Genomic DNA, 19,595 nt, shown 5'->3' with positions numbered 1-19,595 from the left:
GCGGTGGAGTCCGGTTTAAAAGTGTGGGAGGGGGCTTGATCCCGATGGCGGTGGGTCAGGGATAGATTTGTTGACTGACACTCCGCTATCGGGGGCAAGCCCCCTCCCACAGGGGATTTGCGGTGGTTGGAGGTCAGTCCTCGCTGATCGGCAGCACGTAGTTCTTGAATTCGGTGTCTTCGCGAAAACCGATGGACTCATAGGTCTTCTGCGCCACGTCGTTATCGCTGCTGGTCGATACCCGCAGCCGCACCGCGTGGGTTTCCTTGGCCATTTTCTTCGCGGTGCGCATCAGGTTGTCGGCGACCAGCTGCCGGCGCGCGTCCTCGGCCACATAGATGTCATTGAGGATCCACACCCGTTTGAGCGACAGCGAAGAGAAACTTGGATACAGCTGGCAGAACCCCAGCAGGCGCTTGTCATCATCATCGGCCAGCGCCAGGTAGATCACCGATTCCTTGCGGCGCAGGCGCTTTTCCAGGAAGGCCCGGGACGAGTCCGGAAACGGCAAGGCCCCATAGAATTCGCGGTATTTGACGAACAGCGGGGTGAGCAGGTCCAGGTGTTCCAGGGTCGCTTGAGTAATCCGCATGCCAGGCCTCAACTTCCAAATGGGTACGACCACGCGCGCGGCCTTCGCTGGATGCTGCCTAAAGCCACGAAAAAGCGCAATCGTGCAGCGATCAGTCTGCGGGTGGGCTGAGCAGGAAATTGCCTTTCATCAGGTTCGGGTCATCCGATTCAAGGGTCTGCAGTTGCGCCTCATCCTTGAGATTGACCCCCGACAGTTGACGGCGACAGGCCTCGCGCATCAGGTACAGCAGGCGATGGGCCGCCATGCCGTAACTCAGGCCTTCCAGGCGCACATTGGAGATGCAGTTGCGGTAGGCGTCGGTGAGGCCGACCTTGGGGTTGTAGGTGAAATACAGCCCCAGGCTGTCCGGCGAACTGAGCCCCGGCCGTTCGCCGATCAGGATCACCACCATTTTCGCGCCCAGTAACTGCCCGATCTCGTCGGCCACTGCCACGCGGCCCTGTTCCACCAGGATCACCGGTGACAGGGACCAGCCTTCGGCGTGGGTCTGTTCCTCCAGGCGCTCAAGAAAAGGCGCCGTATGTTTATGCACGGCCAGCGCAGACAGGCCATCGGCCACCACGATTGCCAGGTCCACCCCATCCGGATGCGCCGCCGCATAGTCGCGCAGGGTCTGGGCCGATTCATCACTCAGCCGTCGCCCAAGATCCGGGCGTTGCAGGTATGTATGCCGGTCGGTGGCGGCGCTGTGCAGCAACAGGCTGTCGCGGCCGCGTTCGGCACATTGGCGGCTCAGCCCTTCATGATCGAAAGGCAGGTGCACCGCGTCCCGCGCCTGGGCGTGGGCGAACTGGAAGTCCAGTTGGGCATTGGTGGGAATGCTGGTGCCGGTGCGGCCCAGGGCGATGCGCGCCGGGGTCAGGCGGCGCAGTTGCAGCCACGGGTTGTCAGGCAATTCTGGTTGCACGGTCGGCTCCTTCATCCCAATTGCGCCAGCGCGTGGCGAAACGCCGGTGGCAGGCTGTTGCCGAAGTGCACTTTGCCATCGGCTTGCGTGAAGATGCCCATTTTCGCCAGCCACTGTTCAAACTCCGGCGCCGGTTTTAAACCCAATGTTTGCCGGGCGTACAAGGCGTCGTGGAACGAGGTGGTCTGGTAATTGAGCATGATGTCGTCAGAGCCGGGGATGCCCATGATGAAGTTGATCCCGGCCACGCCGAGCAGGGTCAGCAGGGTGTCCATGTCGTCCTGGTCGGCTTCGGCGTGGTTGGTGTAGCAGATGTCGCACCCCATCGGCACGCCGAGCAACTTGCCGCAAAAGTGGTCTTCGAGACCGGCGCGGATGATCTGTTTGCCGTTGTACAGGTACTCGGGGCCGATAAAGCCGACCACGGTGTTGACCAGAAACGGTTTGAAGTGCCGGGCCACCGCATAGGCGCGGGTTTCACAGGTTTGCTGGTCGACGCCAAAGTGTGCGTTGGCCGACAAGGCGCTGCCCTGGCCGGTTTCGAAATACATCAGGTTCTGGCCCAGGGTGCCGCGATTGAGGCTCAGGCCCGCGTCGTAACCTTCCTGCAGCAGGCTCAGGCTGATACCGAAGCTGGCGTTGGCCGCTTCGGTGCCGGCAATCGACTGGAACACCAGGTCCAGCGGCACGCCGCGATTGATCGCCTCGATGGAGGTGGTGACGTGGGTCAGCACGCAGGCCTGGGTGGGGATTTCGTAGCGCTGGATGATTGCGTCGAGCATCTCGAGCATGGCGCAGATCGAGGCAATGCTGTCGGTGGCCGGGTTGATGCCGATCATGGCGTCGCCGTTGCCGTAGAGCAGGCCGTCGAGAATGCTGGCGGCGATGCCCGCCGGTTCGTCGGTGGGGTGGTTGGGCTGCAAGCGCGTGGACAGACGCCCGCGCAAACCCAGGGTGCCGCGAAATTGGGTGACCACGCGGATCTTCTGCGCCACCAGCACCAGGTCCTGCACGCGCATGATTTTGGATACGGCGGCGGCCATTTCCGGTGTCAGCCCCGGTGCCAATAAACGTAGGGATTGTTCGTCAGCCGCGTCGCTGAGCAGCCAGTCGCGCAGGCCGCCGACGGTAAGGTGGCTGACCGGCGCAAACGCCTGTTTGTCGTGGGTGTCGATGATCAGTCGGGTAACTTCGTCGGTTTCATAGGGGATCAGCACCTCTTCCAGGAAGTGCTTCAACGGCGTATCCGCCAGCGCCATCTGGGCCGCAACCCGTTCGCCATCGTTTTGCGCAGCCACGCCGGCCAGGAAATCCCCGGAACGCGCCGGGCTGGCCTTGGCCATCAGGTCCTTGAGGCTGTCGAAGCGGTAGGTGTGTGCGCCCACCGCGTGAGAAAAACTTGCCATACAGTGTCTCCTTGATGACGCGGGCACGCGTGGAAAAGCCGCCCGCGTCGAGGTTTTCGGCAATCAGTGCAAGGCGGCCTCTGCGGCCTGGATCGCCGCAAATTCTTCTTCCGGCGTGCCTGCTACCAAGTGATGCCGGCTGTAGAAAGCAAAGTAAGCAATTAATACTCCATAGATGATCGCAGCGCCAATCACCACCCGTGGATCCACCAGAAAGCCCGCCACCACGGCCACGCAGGCCAGTACCAGCGCCACGCCCGAGGTGAAGATGCCGCCCGGCGTGCGGTATGGGCGATCCATTTTGGGGCGACGGATGCGCAGGGTGATGTGGGCGGCCATCATCAACACGTAGGAAATGGTCGCGCCGAACACCGCCACCAGAATCAGCAGATCGCCCTGACCGGTCAGCGACAGGCCAAAACCGATCATCCCCGGAATCACCAACGCCAGTACCGGCGCCTTGCTCTTGTTGGTCTCGGACAGTTTGCGCGGCAGGTAGCCGGCGCGGGACAAGGCAAAGATCTGCCGCGAATAGGCATAGATGATCGAGAAAAAGCTGGCGATCAAGCCGGCCAGGCCCACCAGGTTGACGAAACCGCCCATCCAGGTCGAACCGCCGTAGGCCAAGGCCAGGGCTTCCACCAGCGGGTTGCCGGATTTGATCAGCGCATAAGTGCCCGCACCGCCCGGCGCGATCACCAGGATCAACAGGGCAAAACTGGTCAGCACCACAATCGCGCCGATCAGGCCGCGTGGCAGGTCGCGCTTGGGGTTCTTGGTTTCTTCCGCCGCCAGGGGCACGCCCTCCACCGCGAGGAAAAACCAGATCGCATAGGGGATCGCCGCCCACACGCCGACGTAGCCGAACGGCAGGAAGCTGCTGGCGCCCTTGGCGTCGCTCAGCGGGATATCCAGCAGGTTGGCGACGTTGAAGTGCGGCACCATCGACACCAGGAACACACCCAGCGCGATGGCCGCAATGGCGGTGATCACGAACATCAACTTCAAGGCTTCACCCACACCAAAAATGTGGATGCCGATAAAGATGATGTAGAACGCCAGGTAGATCATCCAGCCACCAATACCGAACAGCGACTCGCAATACGCGCCGATAAACACCGCGATGGCGGCGGGGGCGATGGCGTATTCGATCAGGATCGCCGTGCCCGTCAGGAACCCGCCCCAGGGGCCGAACGCGCTGCGGGCAAAACCGTAGCCACCGCCGGCGGTGGGGATCATTGAGGACAGTTCGGCCAGGGAAAAGCACATGCACAGGTACATGGTGGCCATCAGCAGTGTGGCGAGGAACATTCCGCCCCAACCGCCCTGGGCCAGGCCGAAGTTCCAGCCGGCGTAGTCGCCGGAGATGACGTAGGCGACGCCGAGGCCGACCAGCAGTACCCAGCCGGCGGCGCCTTTTTTAAGTTCGCGTTGTTGGAAGTATTGGGAGTCGACTTTTTCGAAGTCGACGGAAGAACTTGTGGGTTCGCTGGGCATGGGAAGTACCTTCCATTCTTATTGTTTTAACTCGGCCTCTGTGTGCCGAATGCGCATCGAAAATATTTATGCGGATCCAAATGTGGGAGGGAGCTTGCCCCCGATGGCGGTGTGTCAATCAATTCAGTGTTGGCTGATCCACTGCAATCGGGGGCAAGCCCCCTCCCACCTTTGATCGCATTGCAAAAGTGGGCGGGGGTTGAGGGTTAGAAAAAGCCCAGCGGATTGATGTCGTAACTCACCAGCAAGTTTTTCGTCTGCTGGTAATGGTCCAGCATCATCTTGTGCGTCTCGCGCCCCACACCGGACTTCTTGTAACCGCCAAACGCGGCATGCGCCGGGTACAGGTGGTAGCAATTGGTCCACACGCGGCCGGCCTTGATTGCGCGGCCCATGCGGTAGGCACGGTTAATGTCGCGCGTCCACAGGCCGGCGCCCAGGCCGAACTCGGTGTCGTTGGCAATCGCCAGGGCTTCGGCTTCGTCCTTGAAAGTGGTGATGCTCACCACCGGGCCGAAGATTTCTTCCTGGAACACGCGCATTTCATTGGTGCCCTTGAGCAGGGTCGGCTGGATGTAATAGCCGGTTGCCAAGTCACCGCTGAGTTTCTCCACCTTGCCGCCGGTGAGCAGCTGCGCGCCTTCGCCCTTGGCGATTTCCAGGTAGGACAGGATCTTGTCGAACTGCTGTTCGGAGGCCTGGGCGCCGACCATGGTATCGGTGTCCAGCGGGTCGCCACGTTTGATCGACTCGACTTTCTTCATCACCACTTTCATGAAGTCGTCGTAGATCGATTCTTCCACCAGCGCGCGGGACGGGCAGGTGCACACTTCGCCCTGGTTGAAGAACGCCAGCACCAGGCCTTCGGCAGCCTTTTCGATAAATTGCGGTTCGGCTTTCATGATGTCGGCGAAGAAGATGTTCGGCGACTTGCCGCCCAGTTCAACGGTGGACGGAATGATGTTCTCGGCCGCCGCATGCATGATGTGCGAACCCACCGGGGTGGAACCGGTAAAGGCGATCTTGGCGATGCGCTTGCTGGTGGCCAGGGCTTCGCCGGCTTCTTTACCGAAACCGTGCACCACATTGAGTACGCCGGGTGGCAGCAAGTCGCCGATCAGTTCCATCAGCACGTTGATGCCCAGCGGCGTCTGCTCGGCCGGCTTGAGGACCACGCAGTTACCGGCGGCCAGGGCCGGGGCGAGTTTCCAGGCGGCCATCAGCAGGGGGAAGTTCCACGGGATGATCTGGCCGACCACGCCCAGCGGTTCGTGGAAGTGATAGGCAGCGGTGAGTTCGTTGATTTCGGCGCTGCTGCCTTCCTGGGCGCGGATGCAGCCGGCGAAGTAGCGGAAGTGGTCGGCGGCCAGCGGGATGTCGGCGTTGAGGGTTTCACGCACGGCCTTGCCGTTGTCCCAGGTCTCGGTGATGGCCAGCAGTTCGAGGTTCTGTTCGATGCGATCGGCGATTTTCAGCAGGACCAGCGAGCGGTCCTGGGCGCTGGTCTTGCCCCAGGCGTCGGCGGCGGCATGGGCGGCATCCAGCGCCTTGTCGATGTCTTTGGCGGTGGAGCGCGGGAAATCAGCGATGGGCTTGCCGTTGACCGGCGAAGTGTTGGTGAAGTAATTGCCATCGACCGGCGCAACAAATTCGCCACCGATGTAGTTGCCGTACTTGGCCTTGAACGAAACGATGGCGCCTTCAGTACCGGGGTGTGCATAACGCATGGTGGGCATCTCCTGCTTTTATGTTTATCGGAGTACAGCGCGGCAAGCGCGTTATTAAAGCGTAGAGCAAAGGTCGGGCCACTGGGTGCGGGCCAGTTAAATCAAGGGTTTGGTTTTATCCACAAGGCATGACTGTGGCCGGATCGATACAGACGGGTGACAGTGTGTGCCATAAACGGTACAGCCAGTGACCGGTGGGTCGGCCCGGGATTGCAATGGCCGGGTGCCTGGGGGATGCTGGGCGTTCTCACGCAGGGAGAATAATAAGAACATGCACAACGATCATTTCAGTCGCCATGCCCAGCAGGTTCTCACCGTTACCCGTGGGCAAGAGCCGCCTCACGGGCCGGGCAGCGACCCGTCCATTGCCCGCTCCTGGTTGCGTTGCCTGGAGGACTACCACCTCGACCCTGCGCTGACCGTCGCCCCCACTGTGCTGGAGCATGACCGCTTGCTGGAAAGCCGCGAACGCTTGCGCCAGGTCTTGCACATCGCCGGCACCGAAATGAACAGCCTGCACCAGCAGCTTTCGGGCGCGGGGCACGCGGTGCTGCTCACCGATGCACGCGGGGTGATCCTCAACTGCGTCACCGCGCCGTCCGAGCGCAGGATTTTCGAGCGCGCCGGGCTGTGGCTGGGCGCCGACTGGAGCGAGGCCTGCGAGGGCACCAATGGCATCGGCACCTGCCTGGTCGAGCGCCAATCACTGACTATCCACCGTGACGAGCATTTTCGTGGTCGTCACACCGGGCTGACTTGTTCGGCGAGCCCGGTGTTCGACCCGCACGGTGAGCTGCTGGCGGTGCTGGATGTATCGTCTGCCCGCGAAACCGTGTCGCGCCAGAGCCAGTTCCACACCATGGCGCTGGTCAACCTGTCGGCCAAGATGATTGAAAGCTGCTACTTTTTGCGCCACTTCGAGCATCACTGGTTGTTGCGTTTTCACCTGCAGGCGGAGTCGGTCGGGTTGTTCAGTGAAGGGCTGCTGGCCTTTGATGGCGACGGGCGCATCTGTGCGCTCAACCAGAGCGCGCTGAACCTGCTGGGGCAGCTTCGCGGCAGCGTGTTGGGCCAGCCGGTGGAAGCGGTTTTCGACTGCTCCCTGGATCAGTTGCTGGGGCGCGCCAGCGCCAATGCCACGACCGGCTGGCCGTTGCGTACCCGCGATGGCCGCCAGTTGTTCGCGGCGTTACGCGGGCAGGGGCGCTCGGCCCCGGCCCCCACCGCCAAACCGACTGTTCCTGGCCGTTCGCGTTTACCCGGTGTCTGCCTGGACGACCCGGCGCTGCGACAGGCTTTCAGCCAGTCCGTGCGGGTGTTCGAGCGTGATGTACCCTTGCTGGTCAATGGCGAAACCGGCTCGGGCAAGGAAGCCTTTGCCAAGGCGGTGCATCTGGCCAGCCAGCGTGCCGACAAACCGTTCGTTGCCCTCAACTGCGCCGCTATCCCGGAAAACCTGATCGAGAGCGAATTGTTCGGCTATCGCGGCGGCAGTTTTACCGGCGCACGCAAGGAGGGCATGCAAGGCAAGCTGCAGCAAGCCGATGGTGGCACCCTGTTCCTTGACGAGATCGGCGACATGCCCCTGGCCTTGCAGACGCGACTGCTCAGAGTGCTGGAAGATCGCCTGGTGGTGCCTATCGGTGGGGAGCCCCAGGCGGTGAATGTCAGAATTATCAGCGCTACCCACCGCAATCTATTGGCTCGGGTAGAAGACGGCAGCTTTCGCGAGGATTTGTATTATCGGCTCAATGGCCTGGAAGTTGCGCTGCCGGCATTGCGTCAGCGCGCTGATAAATCGCAGTTGCTGGACCTGCTGCTGGCGCAGGAAGCCGGTGAACAAACTGTATATCTGCAGCCGGCGGCGCGTGACGCGTTGTTGGCGTTTGCCTGGCCGGGCAACGTCCGACAGTTGCGTACGGTATTACGCACGCTGGTCGCGTTGTGCGAAGACGGCAAGGTCGGCCCGGAACATTTACCGCCGATGATTCGTCACGCGCGGGTCCCTGACGCTCAATCAAGTATGACTTCGCTGTCCCCCTTTGAAGAGGCCGAGCGGTCAACCCTGCTGGCCGCTCTGAATCAACAGCGCTGGCATATGAGCCAGGCGGCAGTGCACTTGGGCGTCAGCCGCAACACGTTGTACCGCAAGTTGAGAAAGTATGAAATTTCACGAGGTTCGGTCGTTTAGCCTACAGCCTTTTTGAATTTTTATTTGTACTTGAGTTAATAAGTAATCGAGGTGTGTAAGTTATCGGATCGGCAATATTATGTCGATTTTAAAAGTCGCGTATTTTGCATGTTTGCTCCACTCATTGAGTACATTAAAACTTCGGTTGTTTAGAAGCTTGATCACTGTATTCAGGGAGGGTTATGAGTATTCCAACGGCGTCTGCGCCCCCAATGACAGCGTCCTTCAACTCAATTGCTGAACGAGGCGAAGTTCACGCAAACCACGCAGGTTCTGTCGTAGTCGATAAAAGCCGTATGGCGACCGAGACCAGTAAAACCCACTCAACACGTCGCGCCGAGGCCGATGCCGAGGTCGCCAGTTCGTTCGTCTCATTATTGCGTGACGGTCGCTATAGAACTTCAATCCGGCCACCCGATGTGCAGGTCCCGCCCCACTCGACGGTAGCGCTCTGGTATGCCCAATTGGACAGCGCATTTAAAAGCGAAGTCTTTTCAGCGTGGGCTAAAAAGCAGGGGCTTGATACGCGCTACCTGACACTGATTCCCGCACGCGGGGAAATAAAAGGCTATGTAGACGGCCGGCCCAAAACCTTTTATCTGTCGGACGATTCAGGATGGGCTGATGTGTCCCGCACGCTCCTGGCCGTTGGCAGGGTATTCGCCCCGGAACACGGTCAGGCGGTGCGATACCCAGGGAGCGGGCAGGGCGGCGTGTCGATGACCCTGGTCGCGCAATTCTACAAGGAACCTGATCTTTTTGACGGCGCCCAAGTCAGCGTTCGCCTCAAACAGCTCACGGATAATCCCGGCTTCACACTTGATGAGCGTCACCTGTCGACCCACTCCGACGCCGCGCTGGCGGCGCATCGGCAAGCGCTGGGCGATGAGGCCAATCGGCACAGCCTGTTGAGCGCATTGAGCGCCCTGGTCGATGACGCTGACGGGCGTATCGATCTGGAGCAGATCAACGTGCTCATCGATCCTCGCTCTGCGCTGTTTGATCGAGAGCCGAGCAAAACCGTGAGCCTGGCCCGGATGCTCACGCTGGAAGGCTATAAAATGCCCGCGAACAGTGCTCAGGCTCATGCGTTGGCCTTGGCACTGTCCTTTGACCTGGCGCCCAGGGCGCCGGGCGTGGACAAAGGCGGCGTAAGGCACATTGGGCAGGGGCTGTCGTCTACCTCACTGCGCAAGATGGCAAAGCTCGTCAAGGCGCAGACCGGGCCAGATACGACAAGCGGGCCTGGAGCGGGCAGCCTCTTGAGTCGGTTGATCAGTCATCTTCCAGACAACCTGAGAAAGGCCATGGCGGATTATCCGGCAATCGCCCTCGACCAGCTCCTGCGCACGCCCGAGGCGCAGCGGCTGGGCAGCTTGATCCAAGAGGTGCTCAAGGTTATCGACACACCCACAAGCGCGATTGAAAGTCTTGGCGCAGCCCTGGTCCAGGAACTCGATCCCGGCCTGGCCAAGTCGCGGTTCAACCTGGCGGGCTACAACTTGTATGGCGCTGATAACGCAGGCGCTTCGTCGGCCGACATCGTCAAGCGCTTTACGACACACCTTGCCGGCAGAATCGGCAACGAGGGCGCAGCCGTCGCCGCACGCCTTTTGTTATCGGCGGCAGCGCCTGAGTTCCTGGTAAAAAACATCCCGCCCAATCTGGTATACGGCTCCCACACCTGGACGAATTTTTGTATAGAGGTTTCGCGCATAGAGCAGCAAGTGCCTGGTGCGGCGGCAAACATGACCTTCAGCCAGGTGATGGCTTTCGGTAATACGCCGCCGGTGTCCATCGAGGGTGAGGATCAACTGGCCTTTGCCGTGCGCGATCCGATCCTTGCCTGGGGCATTGCCAACCGCGTGATAGACACCAGCCCGGCTCAGATTTATTCGGATGCGCAGGCCGAGCAGGCGCAACGGATACTCAACAAGCAGCAAAAAGAGCTTCGCTGGGCGAGTAATGCCATGCAGACACCGCCGCCGACGCGCCGTGAGTTGGCGCTGGCTGAGTTGAAGCGGGTATTTCCGGAGGTCGACCCGACGCTTGAAGTGATGCAGCAGACATCCGTAAAGCATAAGCCGCTTTCGCTGTTGGATATTTACATGACGGGGCCGATCCAGCCGGACTATTGGATGTCCACGGATGAGCAGCGTTTTCCCTATGAGCGTTTGAAGTCGCGCCTGTCTGAACTGACACCTGACATTAATAAAGTGTTTGCTGCGAAGTTTCAGGAGTATCGCAAGGTTCAGGAAACTGCCTGGGCTATCCAGTTCAAATATCAGCTGTCACTGCTGCCCATGGCAGACAGGCTGCGTATCGGCCAATCGGACGTCAGTTTTTTTGAGGTGTCCCGCGCCTACATCAAGAACGGGCCTTGCACCTCGGGGGTGTTTACTCCCAGGGAATGCCTGCCTCCAACGCCCACTGCGCAGGAACTTGAAGCGCTCAAGGGCAGGCACGGGTTGCTGATGAAAGTGGTGGAGCCTGATGGCAGCGTCAGCGCCTACAGTTACTTTCCCGCCGAAGGCAAGATCGTTAAGGAAGACGGCTTTCCTGGGAGGCGGATCGACCTGGATGATCGTTCCTATTTTGGAGGGGGAAGCGAAGGTTATATTCCAGGTTTGCCGCATGCCTACGCGCAATACGGGGTAACGGATAAAACCCGCGATCCGCCTGCGCCGGACGGGGAAAAACAAGGTGACTACTTTTCTGATAAATCGGGTGCACTCGCACACACGGCGAGTGGTTATTTCACCAAGGACTACGGTGCCCTGCAAAAGGAGGCGGCGGGCGTCACCGAGATTGAAAAAGGACGTGCCTACGACGAAAAGCTGAAGGGATTTTTTCTGAGCCTCGTGCCTTTTTACGACGGTGTCCAAGACGCGATCAAAGGTGACATAGGCGGGGCGGTATTCAATCTCGGGTTCGACATTCTCGGCTTTGTCATTCCCGGCGCGAATGCCGCGCGAAAGGCCACCAAGGCGGGTAAAGGTGTTTTGAATGTAATTAAAAGCGGTGTCGTGGCGGGTATCGGTGCGTCCGTGGGCTATACCGACTCAGTCGACATTGCAAAGAATTTAAATAAAGGCGCGCGCGCCGGTTATAGGGATGTGAAGTACTTGGCTGAACAGGGTCATGATGTGCTGTCACGGTTGAGAGGACATTATGGGAGTTATGATGTCACTAAAATTTATAAGGAGGGCGATGTCGTAAAAGGCTTTTTTTACGCGGCTGAGAATAACGTCTGGCAGCCTGCCGTGGCCATTTTCAAGAAAGGCGCCTGGTATGCCTATAACGTTGTGACTAAAACGCCGTTCGGTGTTCAGTTGGCACAGTTTGGTGCTGTGAGTTCATTGCACAGTTGATACAGGGACGTGTTCAGGTGACTAAAGATTAATATTCATTCGACAGGGAATGTGAATGGTTTTATTTATCCCGAATAAGGTGAATGACGATGAAGCGTTCAACAACAATAACAACGGCGTTACTTCCTGTCCGCACTGCGCTTGTATTCAAAGGGCGTATCAATCACAAAAAAGCCTATCGAACTATAACGTGTTCAAAAATAGGTGAGGTCATTGGCGGCCTTCTGAGGGGCGCTTCCAGAGAGAGTATGCCGAGCCCGACACGGGTTGACGCGCCCAACCTCGCAGGCACCACACGCGGTGGCGTGGAGACAGGCCACCAAAAGTTCGATCAAGGCTTTGTGGACGCCAAAGTGAACGGGTTCGACGGCCCAGGGCACGCCAGTGGCACCCGGCAGGCGGGAGACGCCGCCTCAGGCGCCGGGCAAACGCCCGAAATGGCCGCGTACGTCGAAAAACAACGAAAAGCCTGGCAAGCCTCCAGGGATGCGCACATCCGCGACCAGCTGTTCGGCCAGCCCAGTTCGGGCCGTGTCAATCAGCAGGATGTCGAGCCTTTTTCTGCGCGAACCCTTGAAGAGAATGCCAAGACGGCGGTCAAGGCCATAGAGACTGCGCTGCCGCCGACCAACAGGACCCTGCTCAAGACCGCAGCGATCACGACGGCGATCAGCGTACCTGTGACGTCGATCGGCATGGTCGTTGTCGGGAGTGTCAACGAAGCGCTCAAGCCATTGATCAATCCGGCGCCTGCACCCGTGACACCGGAAAGCATCGAAGAAGGGCGGCTCGTCGAGTATGCGCAGAACGCAACTTTTCTGTTGGTCAACACCTTGTCGAAACTGCGTGGAGAGCAGCCTGTCGGGCCGAACCTGCAATGGGTGATGCAAACCAGGGACGAGCGCCTCGACTCGCTTGAGGCCATGATTGGCTATGTCGAGAGGGAGCTGGGCAAAGAGGCCAAGGTCCGGAAAATTGATTTTCAACCGGCGTCCACGGGGCCTGAAAAAGATGACATCAAGGCGCGTGTGATCGATTTGGAGAGCCGCATGGCAGCGCTTTCTGCCTTGCTGGGGGCCATCAGCATCACACCCGCGCCTGAGTCCAATACGCCGGTATTGCCGATAGGGACCGCTTCGCAGCGGCTGGCGGCCATCCAATAGCTCTGGATGGCCGGCGCCACGTTAACCCAGCCTGCGCGCCCGCCGTATCCCTGCGGCGGGCGTTTCGCGCTCAGCTAAAGCGTGCGAACTTTCCCACCCTACGCTAACCTGCCTCGATGTTTACGAGGTCAACTATGCACATTCATATTCTGGGTATCTGCGGCACGTTCATGGGTTCGATGGCGGTTCTGGCCAAAGAGCTGGGCCATCACGTTACCGGTTCCGATGCCAACGTTTATCCACCGATGAGCACGCAACTGCAGGCGCAAGGGATTGAACTGACCCAGGGTTACGATCCTTCGCAATTCAACCCGGTGCCGGATCTGGTGGTGATTGGCAATGCGATGTCGCGTGGCAACCCGGCGGTCGAATACGTGTTGAACAAGGGGTTGCCTTACGTCTCCGGTCCCCAGTGGCTGGCTGATCACGTGCTGCAGGGCCGCTGGGTATTGGCCGTCGCCGGCACCCACGGCAAGACTACCACCAGCAGCATGCTGGCCTGGGTGCTGGAGCACGCGGGCATGAGCCCGGGCTTTCTGATCGGCGGCGTTCCGCAGAATTTCTCGGTGTCGGCGCGCCTGGGTGACACGCCATTTTTCGTGATTGAGGCCGATGAATACGACAGCGCCTTTTTCGACAAGCGCTCCAAGTTCGTCCACTACCGTCCGCGCACAGCGATCCTGAACAACCTGGAATTCGATCACGCCGACATCTTCCCCGATCTGCCGGCCATTGAACGGCAATTCCACCATCTGGTGCGCACCATCCCCAGCGAAGGCCTGGTGATCCATCCAACCACCGAGCCCGCGTTGCAGCGCGTGATCGACATGGGCTGCTGGACCCCGGTGCAAACCACGGGCGTCGGCGGGCAGTGGCAGGTCAAGTTGCTCAGTGACGACGGTTCCCGGTTTGAAGTGCTGTTCGAAGGCGCGGCCCAAGGCGTGGTCGACTGGGGCATGACCGGTCAGCATAACGTCGCCAATGCGTTGGTTACCCTGGCTGCCGCGCGGCATGTGGGCGTGACGCCAGCCGTGGGCATCGCCGCATTGAGCGCGTTCAAGAGCGTGAAGCGCCGCATGGAAAAGGTCGCCGACGTGAACGGGATTACCATCTACGACGACTTTGCCCATCACCCCACGGCGATTGCCACCACATTGGATGGCCTGCGCAAGCGCATCGGTGGTGCGCAGATCATTGCGATCGTCGAGCCGCGTTCCAACTCCATGAAGCTGGGAGCGCACCGCGATGGCCTGCCCGAAAGCGTGAATGACGCCGACCAGGTGGTGTGGTACGCACCCGCCAACCTCGGCTGGGACCTGCCGGCCATCGCCGCACTGTGCAGCGTGCCTTCGAAGGTATGCGACTCGCTGGAAGGCATCATCGAGCACGTCAAACACCTGGCCAAGCCGGGCACCCACGTGGTGATCATGAGCAACGGAGGCTTCGGTGGCCTGCACGGCAAGCTGGCCGAGGCACTCCAGTGAGCGGCCCGGAACGTATTACGCTGGCGATGACCGGCGCGTCCGGTGCGCCGTATGGCCTGCGCCTGCTCGATTGCCTGGTGCGTGAAGAGCGTGAGGTGCACTTTCTGATCTCCAAGGCCGCGCAACTGGTCATGGCCACCGAGACCGAAGTCGAGCTGCCGGCCAAAGTGCAGATGATGCAAGCCTTCCTGACCGAATACACCGGTGCGGCGGCGGGGCAGATCAAGGTGTATGGCAAAGAGGACTGGATGTCGCCGGTGGCTTCCGGCTCAGGTGCGCCGGCGGCGATGGTGGTAGTGCCATGCTCTACCGGCACTTTGTCGGCGATTGCCACCGGGGCGTGCAATAACTTGATCGAACGCGCGGCGGACGTCACCTTGAAGGAGCGGCGCCAGTTGATTCTGGTGCCACGTGAGGCGCCTTATTCCAGTATTCACCTGGAACACATGCTCAAGTTGTCGAACATGGGGGTGACCATACTGCCCGCATCGCCGGGCTTCTATCATCAGCCGCAGACCATCGATGATCTGGTGGACTTTGTGGTGGCGCGTATTCTCAACCTGCTGAATATCCCCCAGGACATGCTGCCGCGTTGGGGCGAGCATCACTTGAGTGGCGATGAATAAGGCGCTGTTGCTGGTGCTGGCGCTGCAACTGACCGGCTGCGCCACCGCGCGCACGCTGGATGCGGCGCAACCGGGCGCGCCGGTGGTGTATGCGGGCACCCGGCTGGATCTGTACGCGATCAACGGCGGCTGCTGTGCCAGGGACAGGTTCGGCGCCGAGGCCCCCAGCTATCCCCATATCGACCTGCCCGCCAGTGCGTTGCTCGATACGCTGCTGTTGCCACTGTCGTTGTTGACCGTGCTGGGCGTCGGCTTCAACGCCACCGGCGGCCTGTAACGCAATTCTCACCAACACCATAAAACCAATGTGGGAGGGGGCTTGCCCCCGATGGCGGTAGTCCAGTCAATATCTTCAGCGACTGACACTCCGCTATCGGGGGCAAGCCCCCTCCCACATTGGGTTCCGTGTTCGTCTTTATTTATTTACCTAGCTTGCGCAGCTCATCCGACTCCACCACCCGCACGCCATCCTGCTCTTCCAGCGCCAGACGCCACATGGCGCGGGCCAGTTCGCACACTTCGATACCGTGGTACTTGCCCGGAATCAAGCGAGACAATGGCCCGGCCAGTTGTTCGGCCAGGCGCGGTTCCAGTCGTTCGCCCAACAACAACGAGGGCCGCACGATGGTCAGTTGCGGCCAATCCTGGGCTCTGAGTGCCTGTTCCATTTCCCCTTTGACCCGGTTGTAGAACACCGAGGATTTCGGGTCGGCGCCAATCGCACTGATCACGATCAGGTGCCGTGCGCCCAGTTCCCGAGCGCGCCTGGCGAAGGCCACCACCATGTCCAGGTCGACCGCCCGGAACGCCGCTTCGGAACCGGCTTTCTTGATCGTGGTACCCAAGCAGCAGAAGGCGATATCCACCTGGCCGCTCAGTTGGGGCAGGAACACGGCCGGGTCGCCTACCGGGTTTTCCAGGCGTGGGTGTTCAGCCAGTGGCTTGCGGCTGGGTGCCAGCACGCGGGTGACGGTGGGTTCGTTGAGCAGGCGGTCCAGCAAGTGTTCGCCGGTAAGGCCAGAGGCGCCGGCCAGCAAGATATGCTGCGGTGTCAGGTACATGGTGTTTCCCCCGTGTTACACGTTACAGCTTAGTTGCCTTTGGCTTCCTTGCTATTCATTGAGACGCTTTCGAGCGCCTTTCGTGCCTGCTGTTTACGTAATAATTGCCAGTGGGCGATCACGCCCTTGGGCGCCCAGATCTGCGGTTCGGAGGCTTCGAAGTTGTCCGCCTGTTCGCGTTCGGCCACGTGCAGTTGTGCCAGTTTGAAGGCCTGTTGCAAATCGTCCGTTTGGTTGAAAGCCTGTGCGAAAAGGGCATCGCCGAAGTAGGTAAAGTCCGCTTCTTCCGAGCAGCCGAACGACACACGATCAGCACGCGAGGCGGTCATGATCAGCGTGCGCTCGTCCTTCAACGCCGGGATGAAGCCGCCGGAGTAGCAGGCGGAAATCACGACGATCTTGTCGCGGTTTTTCAGGGGGGCGAGCACGGCGGCCAGTTCATCGGCCGGCAGGTCGGCCAGTTCCATGCGCGGCTGGTCGAGCACCAGTTCGTGTTCATGGGTGCCGTGGCTGGTCATATAGATGAACACCAGGTCTTCCGGACCGCTGCGGTCGGCCAGGGTTTGCACGGCACGGCGCAGATTTTCGCGGGTGGCCATGGGACGGTCGGCAATATGGTCGCGGTGGTTGACCAGGCGAATCTGCCCATGGGCACCGAAGCGGGTGGCGAGCATGTTGCTGACGTAATCGGCTTCGCGCAAGAACACGCTTTGCTTGCCGTCGCCGGCCAATGCCAGGGTGTACAGCTCGACGGCGGGCGTGGACGCGGGAACGGCGGCGAGCGCCTCGGCCAGCAAGTGGCCCTGGGCCAATACGCCGATTTCCAGTGGGTCGGGCAACAGCTTGCCGTCGGCGTCGCGCACGTGCATGCCGTTGACCCAGGTGCCGGCCTGTACCGTGCCGTCGGCCAGCACCAGCGTGCCGCGGCCCTGGTAGCTGTCGCTGTCAAAGCCGCCGATATAGAAGCTGCCATCGGTAAGATTCAGGCGACCTTCGCCGCTGAAGCGCCAATCGCTGAACTGGCCGACGTAATGGCTGCCGTCGACGCCAATCAGCTCACCTTTGCCGCTGAGGGCGCCTTCCTTGAACTGGCCGATCCAGACATCGCCGTCGGCGTTTTCGTAGCGCCCCTTGCCGTTGAGCTGGTTCTGTTTGAACTGGCCGACGTAGATATCGCCATCGGCGCTGTTGAAGGTGCCGTTGCCTTCGAGCTGGCCATCGACAAAGTGGCCGCTGAACTGATTGCCGCTGTCGTCGTTGCGCTGGCCTTCGCCATTGGGTTTGCCGTGGGCGAACTGGCCCTGGTATTGGCTGCCGTCGGGCAGTTCCAGACGCCCGAGGCCGGAATACTGGTCGTCCTTGAATTCGCCGCGATAGGTCATCTGCCCCTCTTTGAGAGTGCCTTCGCCGTTGCGTCGACCGTTCTTGAAGCCGCCCACATAGCTGCTGCCCGCCGTGGTCAGGCTGCCCTGGCCATCAAACAGGCCTTGCTTGAACTGGCCCTTGTAGATTTCGCCGTTGCTGCCATGCCATTCGCCCTGCCCGTGCCACTGGCCCTTATCGAACTCGCCGGCGTACCAGCTGCCGTTGGGGTAGTCGACGCGCCCCTGGCCTTGCAGCAAGCCGTTGACCACATCGCCACGGTAGCGGCCGCCATCGGGCAGGCGCGCATCGGGCGGCAACAGCGATTCGCCGTCTCCGCAAGCGGTGAGCAACAGGGCAAGGGCAAGGGGAGCGAGTGAGCGCATAGCGGGATCCGGATAATTGAGCGCCGAGTATGCCGCAGCTGCGCGTTTCGTACATAAATTTACATACACTGTGGCAAGGTTTGTTGCCTCGCCACAGGCAGCGTCCTACACGAAGCAGAGTGACAATGACTCAGCGATGTAGGCCGGTTTTTCCTGACCTTCGATTTCCAGCGTGGCGGTGGCCTTGAACAGCCACTGGCCAGGTTTTTTCTCGTGGACGTCGGTGAGGGTGACGTTCAGGCGCACCTTGGAGTCGACCTTCACCGGCTGGATGAAGCGCACGCTGTCCAGGCCGTAGTTGATCGCCATCTTCAGGCCTTCGGGCATGATCAGGATGTCCTCCATCAGCTTGGGCATCAGCGACAGCGACAGGAACCCATGGGCGATGGTGCTGCCGAACGGGGTTTGCGCCGCCTTGACCGGGTCGACGTGGATGAACTGATGATCGCCGGTGGCCTCTGCGAACAGGTTGATGCGCGCCTGGTCGATGGTAAGCCATTCGGAACGTCCCAGTTCCTTGCCGACATAATCCTTGAGCTGCGCTACGGGTACATAGGGCATTGCGTTTCTCCTGGGTTCGTCATTTTTATTCCCCGCAGATGAGGGTTTTTTTATGGGATACAGAGAACCAATGTAGATCACCATGGGCAATCGGCCCGGTCAACCCAACATGCTTTTGGCGAATGCCGGAGCATAGGGCGGGCGTGCTTATAATGCGCACGAACTTTGAGGGAGGCAGAGAGGATGCTGTTACGTGGCCTGACCTGGCTGGTGCTGTTTCAATTGATCGGCACTGCGCTCAATCATGTGCTGTTGCCGGTCTTGCCGGGGCCGATCATCGGCCTGCTGCTGATGCTCGGCTTTCTGATCTGGCGCGGCGAAGTCAGCGAGCCGCTGAGCCTGGCGGCCAGCAGCCTGCTGCGCTATTTGCCGTTGCTGCTGGTGCCGCCGGCCGTGGGCGTGATGGTGTACGCCAAGGACATCGTTGCCGACTTCTGGGCCATCGTCGGCGCGCTGGTGCTGTCGCTGGTCATCGCCATGGGGGTTGTCGGCGTGCTGATGGAACGGATGGTCAAGCGCAAGGAGCGGGGGCAATGATGTTCGACTGGCAGGGCGCCTGGACAGCCGTCATTCATCACCCGTTGTTCGGTATCGGTATTACCCTGGGCGCTTATCAACTGGTACTGGCGGCGTTCGAGAAAACCCGCTGGATCTTCCTGCAGCCGGTGCTGGTCTCCATGTTGCTGGTGATCGGCGTGTTGCTGATCTGCGGCCTGAGCTACGCCGAATACCGTGAGAGCACCGCGATCATGGGCATTCTGCTGGGGCCGGCGACGGTGGCCCTGGCGGTGCCGCTTTATCTGAACCTGCGACGGATTCGCCAATTGTTCTGGCCGATTTTTACTACGCTGGTGATAGGCGGGGTGCTGGCCACCGGCCTGTGCGTGTTGCTGGGCTGGTGGTTCGGCGCCGAACACCGGGTGCTGATGACCATGGCGCCCAAGTCGGTGACGTCGCCGATCGCGATGCTGGTCGCCGAGCAGATCGGTGGGGTGGCGGCATTGGCCGCGGTGTTCGTGCTGATCACCGGGGTGGCCGGCGCGATGATCGGGCCGGCGTTCCTGTCGCGCCTGGGTGTCTACAGCCCCGAGGCGCGCGGCATGGCTCTGGGCATGACGGCCCATGCGGTCGGCACCTCGGTGGCCCTGCAGGAAAGCGAAGAATGCGGCGCCTTTGCGGCGCTGGCCATGAGTCTGATGGGCGTGGCCACGGCAGTGTTCCTGCCGCTGGCTGTGTCGGTGATTGTATAAACCGGGTT

16 protein-coding genes are annotated in these 19,595 nt (G+C 60.6%); 8 read left to right on the top strand and 8 right to left on the bottom strand.

The window, feature by feature from the left end:
- Positions 1 to 133: 133 nt before the first annotated feature.
- The 5 genes from MRY17_RS22780 to exaC all read right to left on the bottom strand — a co-directional run bounded on the left by MRY17_RS22780 (position 134) and on the right by exaC (position 6,132).
- Positions 134 to 592: a GNAT family N-acetyltransferase gene (locus MRY17_RS22780; RefSeq protein ID WP_056861944.1), complete on the bottom strand. Its 459-nt coding sequence runs from the start codon at positions 590 to 592 to the stop codon at positions 134 to 136.
- A 91-nt stretch (positions 593 to 683) separates the two neighbouring features.
- Positions 684 to 1,517, bottom strand: coding sequence for an ethanolamine ammonia-lyase subunit EutC (eutC, locus tag MRY17_RS22775; protein ID WP_191953279.1), 834 nt, complete (start codon positions 1,515 to 1,517; stop codon positions 684 to 686).
- Entirely contained in the window at positions 1,514 to 2,908 is a 1,395-nt protein-coding gene (locus tag MRY17_RS22770) for an ethanolamine ammonia-lyase subunit EutB (RefSeq protein WP_243352909.1), read from the bottom strand. Before MRY17_RS22770 ends, eutC begins: the two co-directional genes overlap by 4 nt.
- Positions 2,909 to 2,971: 63 nt before the next feature.
- Positions 2,972 to 4,405: an ethanolamine permease gene (gene eat / locus MRY17_RS22765; protein WP_191953277.1), complete on the bottom strand. Its 1,434-nt coding sequence runs from the start codon at positions 4,403 to 4,405 to the stop codon at positions 2,972 to 2,974.
- 206 nt (positions 4,406 to 4,611) lie between these two features.
- On the bottom strand, positions 4,612 to 6,132 hold the full coding sequence (gene exaC, locus MRY17_RS22760; protein ID WP_065895154.1) for an acetaldehyde dehydrogenase ExaC: 1,521 nt from the start codon (positions 6,130 to 6,132) through the stop codon (positions 4,612 to 4,614).
- 271 nt (positions 6,133 to 6,403) lie between these two features.
- Between exaC and MRY17_RS22755 the strand changes: the two genes are divergently transcribed.
- From MRY17_RS22755 to MRY17_RS22730, 6 genes are all read left to right on the top strand, one after another.
- Positions 6,404 to 8,323 (top strand): sigma-54-dependent Fis family transcriptional regulator, encoded by a 1,920-nt coding sequence (locus MRY17_RS22755; RefSeq protein ID WP_243352908.1) that lies wholly within the window; start codon positions 6,404 to 6,406, stop codon positions 8,321 to 8,323.
- A 296-nt stretch (positions 8,324 to 8,619) separates the two neighbouring features.
- Entirely contained in the window at positions 8,620 to 11,694 is a 3,075-nt protein-coding gene (locus tag MRY17_RS22750; RefSeq protein ID WP_243352907.1) for a hypothetical protein, read from the top strand.
- 89 nt (positions 11,695 to 11,783) lie between these two features.
- The gene (locus MRY17_RS22745; protein WP_243352906.1) at positions 11,784 to 12,857 is read left to right on the top strand and encodes a hypothetical protein; all 1,074 of its coding nucleotides are present in this window, start codon (positions 11,784 to 11,786) and stop codon (positions 12,855 to 12,857) included.
- A 134-nt stretch (positions 12,858 to 12,991) separates the two neighbouring features.
- A complete protein-coding gene (gene mpl / locus MRY17_RS22740; protein ID WP_243352905.1) occupies positions 12,992 to 14,341 on the top strand; it encodes a UDP-N-acetylmuramate:L-alanyl-gamma-D-glutamyl-meso-diaminopimelate ligase in 1,350 nt (449 codons plus the stop codon).
- Positions 14,338 to 14,967, top strand: a complete 630-nt coding sequence (gene ubiX, locus MRY17_RS22735) for a flavin prenyltransferase UbiX (protein ID WP_181283108.1) — start codon at positions 14,338 to 14,340, stop codon at positions 14,965 to 14,967. The genes mpl and ubiX overlap by 4 nt, the downstream gene beginning before the upstream one ends.
- A complete protein-coding gene (locus tag MRY17_RS22730; protein ID WP_191953272.1) occupies positions 14,960 to 15,244 on the top strand; it encodes a YceK/YidQ family lipoprotein in 285 nt (94 codons plus the stop codon). Before ubiX ends, MRY17_RS22730 begins: the two co-directional genes overlap by 8 nt.
- A gap of 142 nt (positions 15,245 to 15,386) precedes the next feature.
- Here the strand turns inward: MRY17_RS22730 and MRY17_RS22725 are convergent, their stop codons facing one another.
- The 3 genes from MRY17_RS22725 to MRY17_RS22715 all read right to left on the bottom strand — a co-directional run bounded on the left by MRY17_RS22725 (position 15,387) and on the right by MRY17_RS22715 (position 18,337).
- The gene (locus MRY17_RS22725; protein WP_057724886.1) at positions 15,387 to 16,028 is read right to left on the bottom strand and encodes an oxidoreductase; all 642 of its coding nucleotides are present in this window, start codon (positions 16,026 to 16,028) and stop codon (positions 15,387 to 15,389) included.
- 29 nt (positions 16,029 to 16,057) lie between these two features.
- A complete protein-coding gene (locus MRY17_RS22720; RefSeq protein ID WP_191955870.1) occupies positions 16,058 to 17,776 on the bottom strand; it encodes a C13 family peptidase in 1,719 nt (572 codons plus the stop codon).
- A gap of 105 nt (positions 17,777 to 17,881) precedes the next feature.
- The gene (locus MRY17_RS22715; protein WP_181283111.1) at positions 17,882 to 18,337 is read right to left on the bottom strand and encodes a MaoC family dehydratase; all 456 of its coding nucleotides are present in this window, start codon (positions 18,335 to 18,337) and stop codon (positions 17,882 to 17,884) included.
- A 183-nt stretch (positions 18,338 to 18,520) separates the two neighbouring features.
- On the opposite strand from MRY17_RS22715, the gene MRY17_RS22710 reads away from it, so the two are divergent.
- Together MRY17_RS22710 and MRY17_RS22705 are read left to right on the top strand one after the other, a co-directional pair.
- Entirely contained in the window at positions 18,521 to 18,874 is a 354-nt protein-coding gene (locus tag MRY17_RS22710) for a CidA/LrgA family protein (RefSeq protein WP_181283112.1), read from the top strand.
- The gene (locus tag MRY17_RS22705; protein ID WP_181283113.1) at positions 18,871 to 19,587 is read left to right on the top strand and encodes an LrgB family protein; all 717 of its coding nucleotides are present in this window, start codon (positions 18,871 to 18,873) and stop codon (positions 19,585 to 19,587) included. The genes MRY17_RS22710 and MRY17_RS22705 overlap by 4 nt, the downstream gene beginning before the upstream one ends.
- The last annotated feature ends 8 nt before the right edge of the window (positions 19,588 to 19,595 follow it).

The sequence above is a fragment of the Pseudomonas orientalis genome (genome assembly GCF_022807995.1).
Taxonomy (GTDB): Bacteria; Pseudomonadota; Gammaproteobacteria; order Pseudomonadales; family Pseudomonadaceae; genus Aquipseudomonas; species Aquipseudomonas orientalis_B.
The sequence above is the reverse complement of the archived record's forward strand: the minus strand, read 5'-3'. Positions and strand labels throughout refer to the sequence as shown.